Below are 15,738 nucleotides of genomic sequence, written 5' to 3' on the forward strand. Positions count from 1 at the left end.
AACGCTTGCCTAACCGGCGTAAAATAGCAGGCTAAAATTAGCGACGAAGGAGCGCAAGCCTGCTGTTTTGCGTCCTTTGGTTTAGGCACTTGTTATATTTCACTTACTTCTCTGTTCAGCTAGAAAAGCTGCGTACTCAGATCTAGCTTTACCATTTGGCTTTAAACCTTTTAATTCGCACCAATCTAGCAATTTACTAATTTTAATTGATATTTTCTTCACTTGATGCCCATCATTTCGAAGCTCTGTGATGACAGATTCTGCATTGTGCCGCCATTCTTGGTATGTATCATCCAGTGTTTCAGGATCTTCTACAGTTTCCTTTAGCTTTTGCCATTCTTCAGGCTGAAACCAAGCGAAGGAATAAACGATTTGTTGTTCACTCATACTGGACTTCTCCGTGAAATATAACGTCCGATTAACGGGTTAAAAATAGTGGGCTAAAATTGAGCGAAGCGAAGAGCCCGCTGTTTTTAATCCCTGTTTAATTGCTTGTTATATTGCTACCACTCAATACTTTTGAAGTTAACTTCATTTTTGTGAGTGATAAACCTAATTTTGGAATTTTTCACATCAATGTGCCACTTGGTTGATTTATGAAAGGTATGCACTTGTTTTAGGTCTTTACCCGACTTGGTTGCAAACCACATAGTTAATTTTTTTGATTTCTCTGACTCAGTAATAATAAGAAGCTTATCTTTTAGTTTTCTAGAAATTTCGGAAGAGTTATTTAGAGCGATGTAACTGCTATTGAAAAATTGAACACCGCTAGAGTTTAAGACTGTTTCAAAAGTAAATGTTTGAATATTCCATACTTGTTCAGGTTTAAACAAAAATGACTTTGTTTCAGAGGTTGGATCAAAAATGAGAATGTTTTTAATGCGAGTGTTTGATTTACTTGAAAACATTCCTCCTGATTCAGGTTTATGTTTTACAGGATAGTAAAACAGGCCTGTAATAGGATCATATCCTTGATTTACATTTTGATAATAACCTCCAGCTAGAGAGTTAAAAGATATTAAAAAAAATAAGAATATCGTTTTTTTCACCTGAACTCCATTTGCAATATAACGCCCCACTAAGGGGCAAATAATTAGCTTGGCTAAAATTTTGAGCGTAGCGACAAAAGCCAAGCTTTATTTGTCCCGCTTTAGTTGCTTGTTATATTCTCTTTGCTTCGCAAAACCGATTAACATAAAGGTAACGGTAATAATTATTATAAGTTGAGCTAGAGCTTTAGCTACATCTAAACCTTTAACAGATAATTCTTTAGAGCTTTGCTCCGCAGATAGCCTTTGATAATAAATAGCTTTTAACATTTCCAAATCTTGGTTTTTAATTGCTAAATCAAATGCAGCTTTTTCTAGCTCTAACGTTTTACCATGTTCAATTTCTACGTGACTTACAGCAATATATTTATCTTTATATTTTATGTAAGGAATCTGTTCAAAAAAGATTATTAAAATTGAAAGTAAAGTAACTAACGAACCGCAAATATAAAATCCTTTTGAATGCACCGTTCCCTCCGAGAATATAACGCTCTGTTAACAGGCAATAAAATAGTTGGTTAAAATAAGCGACGAAGGAGCAAAAACCAACTGTTTTTTGTCCTTGTTTAACAGTTTGTTAGGCTACGATTTCCGTAACAATTTCAGTTTTTACTGAGTTAGCAATAAAACATTGATCATGTGATTGATGGTGCATTTTTTCAAGTTGTTCCATCGTTGGTTTTTTATCACCCGAAAACTGAACATGTGGTCTAAGTGTAACTTTAGTCATTGAAATTTTACCATCGCTATCTTTCTCCATAATACCTACAGCATCGTCTACATATGAATCTACAACATATCTTCTTTTGGCTGCAATTGATAAGAAGAACAACATGTGGCAACTAGAAAGAGACGCAACAAATGCTTCTTCTGGGTCTACATTTGCTTCAACGGAATAAGGTAAAGGAACTACGTGAGGTGAAGAAGAGGCTTGAACGGTTACGCCACCATCAAAAATCCATTCATGCCCTCGGCTATATTTGTTATCAATATAACTTTCATTACTATCTCTAACCCAATTGATTTTGGCAAAATACTCTGACATTTAAACTCCGTTTATGAAAGTAGCCTAACAGCTTATTCTCTCCCAAATTACCCATAAAAATACAGGCAAAACGGGCTATATTACGTGTCCCAATATTCGCACAAGAAAAATCCAATGTAAACATGAGTTTAAAATGTCCAATTTTGCTCAATTGTGAAAATTGGACAAAACGCGCTGTAATAATGTTATTGGACAAAACCAAGCTACTGTATAAATAAACAGTATATTTTTTGATTCCATAAAAAAGGGCCTATAAAGGCCCTTACTATTCATTTTATGTTTTAAAGATGCTCTTTAAACAACTTATAAATACGACGGTACTCATCTAACCAACCCGTTGGCTGTCTAAATCCATGTGGCTCAACTGGATAAATCGCTGTTTCGAAGTTTTCTTTTTCAAGCTCGATAAAGCGTTGTACAAGTCGAACAACGTCTTGGAAGAAAACATTATCATCAACCATTGGTGCGTTGATAAGTAATGGCTTTTCTAAACCTTCAGCAAAGTAGATTGGAGAACTACGACGATACGCAATCGGATCAACATCTGGGTGGTTAAGAATATTAGACGTGTATGGCGTATTGTAGTATGCCCAATCAGACACAGGTCTAAGTGCTGCGCCCGCTTGGAATAAATCAGGCTTTGTAAGCAGTGCCATAAATGTCATGAAGCCACCGTAAGAACCACCATAGGTACCTACTGCGCCAGTATCAACATTCACATTTTCAGCCATCCATTTAACGCCGTCTTCTAAATCTTGAATTTCAGGTGTGCCCATTTGGCGGTAAATAGCTGTACGCCAATCACGGCCGTAACCTTTAGACGCTCTGTAGTCCATATCCATGACCACATAGCCTTCACTTGCTAACAGTGAATGGAACATAAACTCACGGAAGTAACCAGACCAACCCATGTGTGAGTTTTGTAAGTAACCCGCACCGTGATTGAAGATAACAGCTTTACGAGTTTTACCAGTCTCACCTTCTACATAGTCAGCTGGGTAATACACTTTTGCATAGATTGGTTGATCAGTATGACTCGAAGGCACAGCAACGATTTTTGGTGCAATTAACTTTTTATTTAAGAACTCGTCAGAAACAGTATTTGTTAGTCGCGTTACTTGTGCGTTTTGCTTAGCATCTGCAACATATAATTCATTCGGCATCATGATCTTTGAGTGATTAAGCAATAGTTTTTGCTCATCTTGGCTCAATTCATAATCCGTCATACCATCTAAGTCAGTTAGCGCCACTTTTTCAGCTGTTTGCGTATTCACGCGATAAACTTCGTAAATACCTGGGTGCTTAACATTCGCTTTAAAATAGATTTGTGAATCATCTTTGCTTAGCGTTAGGTGTGATACAACAAATTGACCTTTAGTAAGTTGCTTTATTTTGCCATTTACAGGTTTAGTATAAATATGACTATAGCCTGATTCTTCTGACAAGTAATACAACGTATCTGAATTGTTCATCCAACCAAAATCATTGTAAGTGTAGTTCACCCATGCATCGTCATGTAAACGATGTTGTGATTTAAACTCGTTATTGTCAAAGTCAACGGTTGCTATCCAACGGTCTTTGTTGTCCCATGCTTCAAGCATTACAGCAACTTGAGAACCAGTTGAATTCCACTGCACTGCACTTTGGCCCCAGCCCCAGTCCATCATCAAATTAATGTGACGAGGTTCACGTTTTGATTCGTAAGTTCTACCTTCAGCTTTTGCATTCTCTGCTTTCTCAGCTGCTAAAACATCTTCATCAAAGCCCGGTAGTGTTTCATAACTTAAAGTTGTTTGTGCTTTAGTTGCGATATCAATGAAAATGACGTCTGAGCTAGATGGCTTCGAATCAGCTACGCGACGACGAGCAGGGACTGCTTCGATGTCACCGTTTTGTGATACATAATTAGGCATAATGTCAGTATCAGCACGCCATGGTGTGCTCTTTGTCACAACGGCGATAAGTTTGTCACCTTCAGGAGAAAGGCTTGCCTCTACAAGGCGGTTACCTTTACCAAGATAAAATTGGTTTGACGCAATTGTGTCATTTTCAGCATTTAATTGCTCTTTGCGCTGTTCTTTATCTAGTGCGTTTTTATGCGTAAGCTTTACAAAATCAATCAACTTGTGTTGTTCTTTGGCAATGTAAGTTGATGGCTCTTGCGTACCTTTAGGTTTGTCAGCTAGATGTAATTTAACAAGCTCTTTAGTCAGACCTGAATTAATATCAACGCTAAAGAAGCTATTACCAGTGCGATAAGCTAATTCACCAGAGTTTAAAAACTGTAAAGAGCGTGCTCTATCAGATCTCTGTGTAAGCTGCTTGATTGCGCCCGTTTTGATGTTCTTAACAAACACATTGCCTTCAAACGTATAGGCTTGCACTGCAGCATCTTTTGAATAAACCGCGTTTTTTGCACCAACTGTATGAAGTTGGTTTAATACAACTTGCGTAGGCGCTTTACCAGCTGTAACAGCAAACGTATCGCGTAATTCATTCCCCGCTTGCTTGCGGTTGAAAATCACAGTTTGGCTATCTGCAGCCCAAAATGCGCGCTCAGGTTGACGACCCAACCAATCAGGGTGTGCCATTGCTTGCTTTAATGTGATGTTCTCACCACCAAAATCTAAAGGCGTAGCCACAACAGGGGCGAAGTTTGAAGCTGGTTCAGCCTTTACCGCGTCTGTCGATGTGGTTGTTTGACAACCTGTTAAGAACAGGCTCGCTGCAACCGCAGCAGAAATTAGAGAGTGTTTGATCATAGTTATTCTTCAACTTGTTAGACTAGGTCAATTTAAGCAAATGCGACGATAGAATACGAATAATTTTAGATAAAATAACAATAATTAAGGAAGTGCGTAATTCTTGCAGTAAAACATTGGGGTATATGAACATAAAAAAGGCCAGCATAGGATGCTGGCCAAATACTCTCTGCGCTCACATAGTCGTTGATGAACAACGATTATGAAATGAGGCCTATCCGCGCCTCATTACCTAAGACTAGTCCATTTTTGAAAAGTTCCAAGAAATTTGCATTAATTTATCACTCCATCGGTGATGAGTAACAATATCACTGAACTGACAATGCACCAAAGTAAAGTTGCCATTGCTAGAGGGCGCCACCCTGTTTGTTTTAACATAGCCAGAGACACACTTGATCCGACTAAAAATAAACAGGCATAAAGTACATGTTTTGCTCCTGCATAACCCAACTGCCAAAAAGATGAATATTCAGGAAGGTAAGTGTTAATAAGCGCGGCGAATAAAAAACCCACAATGAAAAGTGGAATGCTCGCCTTTTCTTCACTTTTCCAAAATACACCGGCCAAAGCAGTATATGGAATGATCCACATAGCGCGAGTGAGCTTAATTGTTGTTGCAATACCGACTGCAATTGGACCGTATGTCGAAGCTGTCGCCACCACACTGCTCGTATCATGGATCGCAAGCGCAGCCCAGATCGCAAATTGTTCTTGGCTTAACTGAAAGTAATGCCCGATTGCAGGAAAAATTAACAAAGCTAAGCCATTTAATAGAAATACTATGGCGAGTGACACCGCAATTTCGTGCTGTTTAGCTTTTATTACCGGGGCCATTGCCGCAATTGCGCTACCACCACAGATGGCTGTACCAAAAGACAATAACACACTGGTGTTTTTATTAACTTTAAAGAGCTGTCCTAAAATTTCACCGAGCCCTATTATGGCAGTAATACTCACAATGGTAAGTACAAATGAGCTTCGCCCTACTTCAAGTACGTCATTAAAGTCGACATTAAACCCAAGTCCTATCACAGCTAATTTTAATAACCATTTGCTGGCTTGATTACTTAAAGACAAGTATGGGTTTGTAAAAATCAGGGTGAAAGCAAGACCGAGAAGAAGTGAGAATGCAGGACCTATAAATCCTGTTAGACAAAGTACAAATAACCCAATAAACGAAAACTGTTTAATAGACTGACTAGTCACTGTGCAAATGCCTTATTTAGTTTCTTGAATTCAAGTAACTTGAGTCAAAAAAGCCGAGTTAAACTCGGCTTTTTTATTATAGTGCTTTTAACTGCTCAGCAGTTGCCTGTACACCTGGGTAATCTTGTTCTGGCAGTACTTTTGCCAGCTCAGCAAGTTTATCGCCTAGTTCAGATAAGCTATTAGCTGAAACGTTAATATGCCCCATCTTACGGCCTGGCTTTGCAGATTTGCCGTACCAATGGCTGGTTGTGTCAGCAACAGCCAATACTGCTTTTGAAATAGCAGCTTGCCCTAGCACGTTGATCATCGCTGTTGGGCGATTCAAAACCGTTGAACCTAGTGGAAGGCCTGTAACGGCACGCATGTGGTTTTCGAATTGGCTAACATGACACCCCTGTTGAGTCCAATGACCCGAGTTGTGTACACGTGGTGCAATTTCATTTACCAATAAAGTGCCATCTACATCGAAAAACTCTATGGCTAATACACCGACATAGTCTAATGCATTGGCGATAGCGTTAAACGCAGACTCAGCTTGCGCTTGAATTGCATTTTTCTCTTTACCCGCGATTGAAAGCGTTAAGACCCCATTGGTATGTTGGTTTTCAGTCAGAGGGTAAATTGCAGTCTCACCATTTTTTGAACGAACACCTATGATAGATACTTCGCGATCAAATGGGATCATTTTCTCTGCAATAATTTGATGAGATGCATCTTTCGCTAAAAATTCAGACATCTCAGCCCAAATTTGCTCAACCTCATCCAAAGATTTTACACGCCACTGGCCTTTGCCGTCGTAACCAGCTTGGCAAGTCTTGACTACCAAAGGCATTGCCAATTCATCAATCGAATCTAGCAAGTGCTGCTTTTCAGTGATTATTTTATACGGTGCACAAGCTACTTTTGCAGTATCTAGCAGCGCTTTTTCTTTCGCTCTATCACCACCCGTTGCTATGGCTTCTGTGCCCGGGTAAAACTTACCACTTTCATCACATAACTTTAGAATATCTAAAGGGATGTGCTCAAACTCGGCAGTAATAGCGTCAGCAGAATCAATGGCTTGTTGTAATGACTGTTCAACTGTTAAAAAGGTAACAGGATCGATAACTTTTTCAGAGCCAACATCGTAAGCTGTAACATGAATGTCTAAATTCTTCGATGACAAGCTCATCATTCGCGCAAGTTGCCCTGCGCCAAGGACTAAAACGTTCATATTACTCAGCAGGATTTGGGTTAGCTAAAATTGTTTCTGTTTGTTCTTTACGGAAAGCTTCAACTTTTGCAAAGATTTCTGGCTGTTGACAACCTAAAATCTGAGCTGCAAGTAAGCCCGCGTTAGCCGCACCCGCATCACCGATTGCCAACGTACCTACTGCTACGCCTTTTGGCATTTGGCAAATTGAAAGTAGTGAATCAACACCGTTAAGTGTTTTTGATTTAACTGGTACACCCAGCACTGGTAAGCTTGTGAAAGCTGCCGCCATACCCGGAAGGTGTGCAGCACCACCAGCACCAGCAATGATAATTTTGATACCACGATCAGCTGCGCTTGACGCGTAATCAGCTAGAAGTTGAGGTGTACGGTGAGCCGAAACTACTTTTGTTTCATAGTCGATGCCAAACTTGTCCAGCATGTCTGCTGCATGTTGCATAGTAGGCCAGTCTGATTTTGAGCCCATGATAATGCCAACCGTCATAATAAATCCTCAGAAGTTTTGAACGATAGAAAAACAAACTGCAGGCTCTTATTGGGGGTAAGCCTGCAGTTTCTATGTGGGTATTATACCTATCTAGTTAGGTAATACCATTGAAAAGTACCATTGTATAAAGCGGTTAGTTAGCCGCTTCTTGTTGGGCTAGGTACTCGTCATATGTACCTTTAAAGTCGATAACTTTACCGTCCTTAATTTCCCAAATACGGGTTGCTAGCGATGATACAAACTGACGGTCATGTGACACAAACAACAAAGTACCTTCGTACTGCTCAAGGGCTAAGTTAAGGGATTCGATTGATTCCATGTCCATGTGGTTTGTTGGTTCATCCATCAACAGAATATTATGTTTGTGCATCATTAATTTGCCAAACAACATACGACCTTGCTCACCACCTGATAGGACTTTTACTGACTTTTTGATGTCATTTTGTGAGAAAAGCATTCGACCTAAGAAACCACGAACCACTTGCTCGTCGTCACCTTCTTGCTGCCATTGCTCCATCCACTGAAATACGGTTTGATCTTTCTCAAACTCATCAGCATGGTCTTGGGCATAATAACCAATATTTGAATTTTCAGACCATTTAAACTCACCTGCCTTAGGTGCCAAACGACCCGCTAACGTGTGTAGTAACGTTGATTTACCCACACCATTTTCACCAATGATAGCGATACGCTCACCCACTTCAACTAAACCTTCTAAGCCTGAGAATAAAGTGCTGTCATAACCCTGTGACACATTGGTAATTTCAAGTGCATTTCTGAAAAGCTGCTTGCTTTGTTCAAAACGAATAAACGGCGATTGACGAGATGACGCTTTAACTTCATCAAGCTGAATTTTATCAATCTGTTTTGCACGAGATGTGGCTTGTTTTGCTTTTGACGCATTTGCCGAGAAACGAGACACGAATTGTTGAAGTTCTGCAATTTGCGCTTTCTTCTTGGCATTCTCATTTAGTAGCTTTTCTCGCGCTTGAGTCGCTGCAAACATATACTCGTCATAGTTACCTGGATATACGCGTAATTCACCGTAGTCGATGTCAGCCATGTGCGTACAAACAGAGTTCAAGAAGTGACGGTCGTGCGAAATAATTAACATGGTGCAATCACGCTGGTTAAGTACTTCTTCTAACCATTTGATTGTATAAATGTCCAAGTTGTTGGTTGGTTCGTCTAGTAGCATGATGTCAGGATCAGCAAATAGCACCTGCGCCAGAAGCACTCGAAGTTTGAAACCCGGTGCAATTTCAGACATTAAACCATAGTGTTGCTCAGTACCAATACCAACACCTAAAAGCAACTCACCTGCTTTTGCCTCTGCCGAGTAGCCATCCATTTCAGCAAATTGTGTCTCAAGATCGGCCACTTTCATACCATCTTCTTCACTCATTTCAGGTAAAGAATAGATACGATCGCGCTCTGCTTTAATTTCCCAAAGCTCTTTGTGACCCATAATAACGGTATCAATAACTGTGTATTGCTCGTAAGCGAATTGATCCTGATTAAGCTTCGCTAAACGAATATTTGGAGCTACACTCACGTTACCCGCAGAAGGCTCGAGCTCAGAACCTAATATCTTCATGAATGTCGATTTACCACATCCATTGGCACCGATGAGGCCGTAGCGATTTCCATCACCAAATTTTACAGAAATGTTTTCAAAAAGCGGTTTTGCACCAAACTGCATGGTGACATTAGATACGTTTAAAATAACGAGCTCCAAATAGCATAATAAAATAAAACAAGCGGTATTTTAAACTAAAGGTTTTTTGAGAGCCACCAGAGAGTGGCTAAGAATAGCAACTAATGCACGAACACGTTAAAAATATAATTCCAATCTTTTTGATACTTTTGTAACTTTTCAATAATGCTCGGTGTGATTTCGGTGCCAGCTGTTAAAATCACAGCGCCCTGTTTATTCAATAGATCCTGTGTTAAATGCATACCTGTTTCTAAACAACTTACCCCGACACACACATCAATATCATGATTTTCAAATACTTTGCCACTAGACAGTAATTCGAAATACACATCTAGAATGTGTGGGTCATAAAACTCAGTTGCCAAGGTTTTCATGGTTAGCATAGCTTGATCTTGTTGCATCTTCTCACCTGTAATACGACCGATTAATAACTTATCGTAATCATTTACTATGGTAAGAATACGACTGATCGTCGGTATGTTGTCTGCGATTAAATGCTCAGGTAAGCCCGTGCCATTATAGTGTTCGTATTGATGCAAAATACCTTTGCCTATAATTTGTAGATTAGGAAGCTTTTGAAGAATTTCAGCACCTTTGATGGCATTTTGCTGCTTTGCTGTTAACTGTTCTTTTGTCAGTTCATTTTCAGTGCATTTAACAAGCTCATCTGGTAATGACACTTTACCAATTTCATGCATTAGACCAGCTAAATAGGCTTGAGTAATAAGTGGCTTTTCTAGTCCCATGTGTTTCGCAACGAGCCTACAATGTGAGGCAACACGCTTTATATGCCCATCATCACTGCCTGTTGTATCTTCAATGATAAGGTTTATCATCTCAATGACATCATGAAACAGTTTGCGCTGCTTTTGATTGACGTTTTTTAGTTTGTCAGTAAGCTGAGAAAGTGATGAAGTTCGAGCCTGAACTTTACTTTCTAGTTCATCATTGTAACTTTGTAATTGTTTATTTTTCTCTGCCAGCTCATTTTGCAAACGAATAACAGACTGCTTCAATTGATACTGATCACAAGCCTGCATGACAATCTCTTTTAAATCGTCATTGCGCCAAGGCTTGCTGACATAGTTTGAAATCTTACCTTCATTTATTGCTAAAGCAGTTGAGTCGATGTCCGAGTAGCCTGTAAGCAGAATACGAGCCGTGTTTGGATTAATGATAAAAGCCTGAGAAAGTAGTTCTGCACCACTCATCAATGGCATCTTCATGTCAGAAATGATAACTGCAAATTCACGCTGCTTTAAAACTTCTACAGCTTCAAGTGGTTTATCACACACAGTCACTTCAAACTCCTTTCTAAAAAGCCGTTTTAAAGCGTTAAGTACTTGTGTCTCATCATCCACAATTAAAATTGGCAACTTATCAGACATTTAATAAAACCTTATGTTTCTACAAATGATTTTAAAACATTGCGTTATGTAAAAAGTGACACTATTTTAGAATAATATCAACTTCATAACACGAAATGTGGAGATTTATATGAAAGGCAGTGTTTTCAACGCGCTACAAGAGTTTGTAGAAACCAATCATGGCTTAGAAGCATGGGACACCATGTTAAATACACTCGACCTTCCCTCTCAAGGGATCTACACATCTTCAATAAAGTACGATGACAGCGAAATGTTCAGCATCGTCACTTATTATTGTGAAGCATTAAACGTACCAGCTTCTGACTTACTTCGAACTTTTGGAGAGTTTTTGTTTTCGAAACTCATGCCTATGGCACCCAGTGAAGCGAAAAAAGCGCCCTCTCTACATGCGTTTTTATATATGGTTGATAACTTAATTCACGTCGAAGTAAAAAAAATCTACGCAGATTCAAATCTTCCTGAATTCGATTATAAAGACCAAAGTGATCAACACCTGACAATGATTTATAACTCAGAGCGAAAGCTATGTCATTTATCTGAAGGACTCATTTTAGGGGCAGCTAAACACTTCGGTGAAGAAGTCTCTATTTCTCAATCTAAATGTTTACATGAAGGTGATGATGCTTGTCATATAGAAGTAAGGTTTTTATGAGTGAAGAAGCACAAAACAAAGTAGACGTACTTGAACGCGCACTGAAACGAGAGCGAGCAGCCAGAAAGCTCGCCGAAATGCAGCTTGAAAACTATACTCGAGAGCTTTTAGAACAAGAAGTTTTAAATGATGAAACGCGTATGGAAGTCGAAAACCAACAAACTCAACTGTCTTTTTTAACCGGGCTTTTAGCTGAAACCTGGAGTAAGCCGACGTTAAATAAAATTGTTGAAAACTACCTCGAAAGAACCTGTGCGTTTTTATCTAAACCAGATAATTTATTTATTGAACTTGATAATCAATGTAATTACGGCCAGTTTCAATACTATACTCAGTCAAGTACTGAATCTGAAATTAATGAACACTTACAACTGTTGAAGTCTTTTCTTGCACAACTTGATAGAGAGAAATTGTATGATTTATTACAGCAAGAGCAAGAGACACAACTCATAGATACCAACGAGATAAGTAACGAGACGCAAGACTTTTATCAGTTTTGCGTTATGGTGCCTTTATACACACTCGCGCTAGAAGATAAAAAAACTGTGGGGGTTGCAGTTTTACTCTATCAAGACCAACAAGATATCAATATCACCAAACTACAAACCCTTGAGTCATCAAGAAGCATGCTTTCTATTGCCATAGAAAGAAAGAGAGCTGAAGAAGAACTTCAACAACAGCTTATAAACCTTGAAGAAACAAATAAAGTTTTAGAACAAACACAATTGCAACTGGTTGGGCAAGAAAAGCTTGCCTCCCTAGGTTTCCTTGCTGCTGGTGTTGCCCATGAAATTAATAACCCGGTTGGCTTTGTATTAAGTAACCTCGATACCATGGCTGACTATATCAAGGATATTAAATCTGCTTTGCAGCCGCTTGCTGATGAGCCCTCGAGTACCTCGTTGCCACAACTAAGCAAAAACTATGAAGAATATGAATTGCCGTTTTTATTTGAAGACAGCGACGAAATTTTAAAATCTTCAGTCGAAGGCTTAGAAAGAGTCAAAGCCATTGTGGCTGATTTGAGTACTTTCTCTCGGATGGAGAACGATGAACTAGAACCTATCGATGTGACCAAAGTCATCAATAAATCTCTTAATATGGTAAGCAATGAATTCAAATATAAACACCATATCGAAACAGACCTGTTAGAAAGCGCCACGATTCTAGGAATAGAAAGTAAATTACAACAAGTCTTTATAAACCTGTTTGTTAACGCAAAACAGGCCATGGCTGAGGGTGGTACTTTGTACGTACGTTGCTATAGAGAGCGTACAAAAATCATGGTGCGTGTAAAAGATGAAGGTAAAGGCATTCCTCATGAAAACATAAAAGAAATATTCACCCCTTTTTTCACAACTAAGGCGCCCGGTGAAGGTACTGGTTTGGGTTTGTCTATTTCATACAGCATTTTGCAGCAACATAATGCGAAAGTTGAAGTATTAAGCGAGCCTAATAAGGGCACCGAATTTGTGATCTCATTCTTTGAATTTTTCTAATCTATTCAAATTTCTCTTTGTTAAATACAAACCTCAAAATAAAAAGTGATACCTATACATGTATCACTTTTTAAATTTAACCAAATGCTAAATCTGGCTTTAATAGCTAGCTATAAGGGTTTACCTTACAAATTAATTGCAAAAAGATCGGTTAGTGCCTGATAAATTTTCAATTTTGCTTTGCTTTTTGCAAATGGTGCGACAGCCAATAAAGGTGCATCAATACGCGCTTTCAAGCTTTCTAGGTTTGCATCAAACTCCGACATGTTTGGGTCAATCTCATTTGCAATCCAACCCACACATTTCACACCTTGTTCTTTGAGCGCTTGAATTGTAAGTAGCGTGTGATTCAAACACCCTAACTTCATACCAACAACTAAAATGACGGGGATTTCGCGCGCTTTTACCCAGTCAGACAAATATTCCGTGTCATTAATTGGCAAAGACCAGCCACCAGCGCCTTCTACAAGAGTAAATTCAGCACCAACAGATAAAATCTCTTTATAATGATGATTAAGTTCTATTTGTGTAATTACTTTGTTTGCACGTTGCGCTGCAATATGAGGCGCGATTGGCGGTTCGAAACAAATTGGATTTATCTGGTCATATTTAGCATGTACGTTTGAAGACTCCATGATGTTTAAAGCGTCTTCATTGACCAGTTGACCAAAGGCTTCTTCTGCCCCGGCAGCAATAGGCTTAAAACCAATTGCTGAGCGCTTATGTTGGGTCAAAAACTTGAGTAGTAAACAAGTAACATGGGTTTTACCGACTTCAGTATCGGTACCTGTGATAAAAAAAGAATTCATTATTTTGTTAACTCCAAAACACCGACTTGGTAGCTAATAACGGCTTTACCATCTTGTAGTGGAAAAGCTGACAATAGATTTTTATAAGCCGCTTTCCCCAGTAAACCTTGCTCTTTTTGACAGTCTGTTAAATGATTTGCGCCAATATTTTTCACCGACTTGATGGCATTAATTGGTTTGTCGTAGTGATCTTGAAGACAGTGTTGATTTGAGTACACCACTTTGAATCCCACGCTATTAGCAATATTTACTAACTGAGTTAGATTCAAAAAATCATTAATATGTTGTTTGTCATCCACAGCTTTCCATGCCTGTGCTATTTCAGACAAGGAACCATCTAAAACCGTCGATAGTAAAACTTGAGAGCCTGGCTTACACACTGAATAAAGTGATTTAAATAAAGCTTCAGGTCCAGCGCTCCACTGAATTGCAAAATTTGAAAATACTGCATCAAATACGTTTTCTGTAAAAGGCAGTTTATCCATATCTGCACAAACACGATTCACATTATTCTCAGGATGCGTTTCAGACAACATGCCCAAACTCAGATCCATCGCAACTAGACACTCACTATGATGTTTAAGTTTATGCTGATGCAGTAAAGGGCCTGCGCCAAGGTCAAGCATGACTTGACTGTGCTTATTTAATCTTGAGAATAACAATTCGGCAGCCAACTTTTGTACATGCGCGTGTAGCTTGTACTGCCCTGCGGCTTTTGAAAACTGCTTCGCCGTTGACAGTTTATCGGGTGTTGCAATCATATTGAAACCTTTAAGGCTGATACAAGCTTCTCAATATCATCATGAGTATGTGCAGCGGTAATTGTTATCCTAAGTCTTGACGTATTATGTGGCACTGTTGGTGGGCGAATTGCAGTTAACCAAATGCCAAGCTCTTTGAGCTTAGCTTGTGCATTTAATGCATTTTCTGCACTACCTAACACAACCGGTTGTATAGCAGTCTCTGACGGCATAACAGGTATGTTTTGATCAAAACAAAGCTGCTTGAATAACGCAATATTGCTAAACAAGTGCTGTCTCTGCTCACTTGCTTCAAGTACACGTAAAAACTGCTGCTCTGCAGCTTGAACCATAAGCGGTGACATAGACGTCGAGTAAATATAATCACGATTAAACTGAAGTAAAAAGTCGATGACAGATTTACTTGCTAAAACAGCCGCCCCCTGACACGCCATTGCCTTACCAAATGTGATCACCAGAATTTCAGGCTTGCAACCTTGACCTACACTTCCTAGACCATGTTCGCCCAATACACCAAAGCTGTGTGCATCATCTAACATAAGCCAAGCATTGTGTTGCTGTTTTAATTCCATAAGCTGCTGTAGTGGCGCGCTGTCTCCATCCATTGAAAACACACCTTCACTAATAATTAACTTATTTGAAGCTTTACTTTTTTCTAAACGCTGACGTAAATGCCCCATATCATTATGATTGAAACGTATATGCTTGGCATCAGATTGTAAAGCACCATCAATTAAACTGGCGTGGTTAAGTTTGTCTTGGAAAATGGCTGAATCAAGCGCTGCTTTTGAGCTTGAGCTCTGTGAAAAGAGAGACTTAATAACACTGCTGTTTGCACTAAAACCTGTACTAAACAGTAAAGCGGACTCGTAGCCAAGGTGTTTGCACAGTAAGAGCTCAAAATCTTTATGGCACTGCTGGTATCCTGTCACAAGTGCCGATGAGCGGCTACCTGTTAGCCCACCTTGCAACTCTAATTTAGACCCTAAACCAAGATAATCATTGCTGGCAAAGTTTAAATATTGCTTACCCTCTTTGCTTGTCAAAAAGCGTGCGTCACTTGAATCGGCAATCACATTGCGAGCACGCAACAAAGACTCTGCTCGTCTTTGCTGCAGCGCTGCTTGTATAAATTCAAAAGCCATTC

At 39.3% G+C, this 15,738-nt stretch carries 15 protein-coding genes; 2 read left to right on the forward strand and 13 right to left on the reverse strand.

The genetic code is table 11. The features are described 5' to 3' along the window. Nucleotides 1-99: 99 nt before the first annotated feature. The 10 genes from C1E24_RS13330 to C1E24_RS13375 form a co-directional block, all read right to left on the reverse strand. On the reverse strand, nt 100-387 hold the full coding sequence (locus C1E24_RS13330) for a hypothetical protein (RefSeq protein WP_138482215.1): 288 nt from the start codon (nt 385-387) through the stop codon (nt 100-102). Between the two features lie 116 nt (nt 388-503). Then, nucleotides 504-1,133 carry a hypothetical protein gene (locus C1E24_RS13335; protein ID WP_138482217.1) on the reverse strand — a complete coding sequence of 210 codons (630 nt, stop codon included), beginning with the start codon at nt 1,131-1,133 and terminating at the stop codon, nt 504-506. A gap of 3 nt (nt 1,134-1,136) precedes the next feature. Beyond that, nucleotides 1,137-1,517 carry a hypothetical protein gene (locus C1E24_RS13340; RefSeq protein WP_138482219.1) on the reverse strand — a complete coding sequence of 127 codons (381 nt, stop codon included), beginning with the start codon at nt 1,515-1,517 and terminating at the stop codon, nt 1,137-1,139. Nucleotides 1,518-1,626: 109 nt separating this feature from the next. Further along, on the reverse strand, nt 1,627-2,094 hold the full coding sequence (locus tag C1E24_RS13345) for an OsmC family protein (protein WP_138482221.1): 468 nt from the start codon (nt 2,092-2,094) through the stop codon (nt 1,627-1,629). A 281-nt stretch (nt 2,095-2,375) separates the two neighbouring features. Then, nucleotides 2,376-4,856 carry a S9 family peptidase gene (locus C1E24_RS13350; RefSeq protein ID WP_138482223.1) on the reverse strand — a complete coding sequence of 827 codons (2,481 nt, stop codon included), beginning with the start codon at nt 4,854-4,856 and terminating at the stop codon, nt 2,376-2,378. Nucleotides 4,857-5,129: 273 nt separating this feature from the next. Next, on the reverse strand, nt 5,130-6,062 hold the full coding sequence (locus C1E24_RS13355; protein WP_138482225.1) for a YeiH family protein: 933 nt from the start codon (nt 6,060-6,062) through the stop codon (nt 5,130-5,132). A gap of 76 nt (nt 6,063-6,138) precedes the next feature. Continuing rightward, nucleotides 6,139-7,278: a 5-(carboxyamino)imidazole ribonucleotide synthase gene (locus C1E24_RS13360; RefSeq protein ID WP_138482227.1), complete on the reverse strand. Its 1,140-nt coding sequence runs from the start codon at nt 7,276-7,278 to the stop codon at nt 6,139-6,141. A 1-nt stretch (nt 7,279) separates the two neighbouring features. Continuing rightward, nucleotides 7,280-7,762, reverse strand: a complete 483-nt coding sequence (gene purE / locus C1E24_RS13365; protein WP_130254288.1) for a 5-(carboxyamino)imidazole ribonucleotide mutase — start codon at nt 7,760-7,762, stop codon at nt 7,280-7,282. Nucleotides 7,763-7,898: 136 nt separating this feature from the next. Continuing rightward, the gene (locus tag C1E24_RS13370; protein ID WP_138482523.1) at nt 7,899-9,491 is read right to left on the reverse strand and encodes an ABC-F family ATPase; all 1,593 of its coding nucleotides are present in this window, start codon (nt 9,489-9,491) and stop codon (nt 7,899-7,901) included. 92 nt (nt 9,492-9,583) lie between these two features. Beyond that, complete coding sequence (locus tag C1E24_RS13375) at nt 9,584-10,870, reverse strand: HD domain-containing phosphohydrolase (RefSeq protein ID WP_138482229.1); 1,287 nt, start codon at nt 10,868-10,870, stop codon at nt 9,584-9,586. 109 nt (nt 10,871-10,979) lie between these two features. On the opposite strand from C1E24_RS13375, the gene C1E24_RS13380 reads away from it, so the two are divergent. Beyond that, complete coding sequence (locus C1E24_RS13380; RefSeq protein ID WP_138482230.1) at nt 10,980-11,522, forward strand: heme NO-binding domain-containing protein; 543 nt, start codon at nt 10,980-10,982, stop codon at nt 11,520-11,522. Further along, nucleotides 11,519-13,021 (forward strand): sensor histidine kinase, encoded by a 1,503-nt coding sequence (locus C1E24_RS13385; protein WP_138482232.1) that lies wholly within the window; start codon nt 11,519-11,521, stop codon nt 13,019-13,021. The genes C1E24_RS13380 and C1E24_RS13385 overlap by 4 nt, the downstream gene beginning before the upstream one ends. A 125-nt stretch (nt 13,022-13,146) precedes the next feature. Here the strand turns inward: C1E24_RS13385 and bioD are convergent, their stop codons facing one another. The 3 genes from bioD to C1E24_RS13400 are packed head-to-tail and all read right to left on the reverse strand — an operon-like array spanning nt 13,147 to nt 15,736. Beyond that, the gene (bioD, locus tag C1E24_RS13390; protein ID WP_138482234.1) at nt 13,147-13,830 is read right to left on the reverse strand and encodes a dethiobiotin synthase; all 684 of its coding nucleotides are present in this window, start codon (nt 13,828-13,830) and stop codon (nt 13,147-13,149) included. Beyond that, the gene (locus C1E24_RS13395; protein WP_138482236.1) at nt 13,830-14,591 is read right to left on the reverse strand and encodes a methyltransferase domain-containing protein; all 762 of its coding nucleotides are present in this window, start codon (nt 14,589-14,591) and stop codon (nt 13,830-13,832) included. Before C1E24_RS13395 ends, bioD begins: the two co-directional genes overlap by 1 nt. Then, nucleotides 14,588-15,736: an aminotransferase class I/II-fold pyridoxal phosphate-dependent enzyme gene (locus tag C1E24_RS13400; RefSeq protein ID WP_138482237.1), complete on the reverse strand. Its 1,149-nt coding sequence runs from the start codon at nt 15,734-15,736 to the stop codon at nt 14,588-14,590. The genes C1E24_RS13395 and C1E24_RS13400 overlap by 4 nt, the downstream gene beginning before the upstream one ends. Between the last annotated feature and the right edge of the window lie 2 nt (nt 15,737-15,738).

The organism is Pseudoalteromonas phenolica, assembly GCF_005876835.1.
GTDB lineage: Bacteria > Pseudomonadota > Gammaproteobacteria > Enterobacterales > Alteromonadaceae > Pseudoalteromonas > Pseudoalteromonas phenolica_B.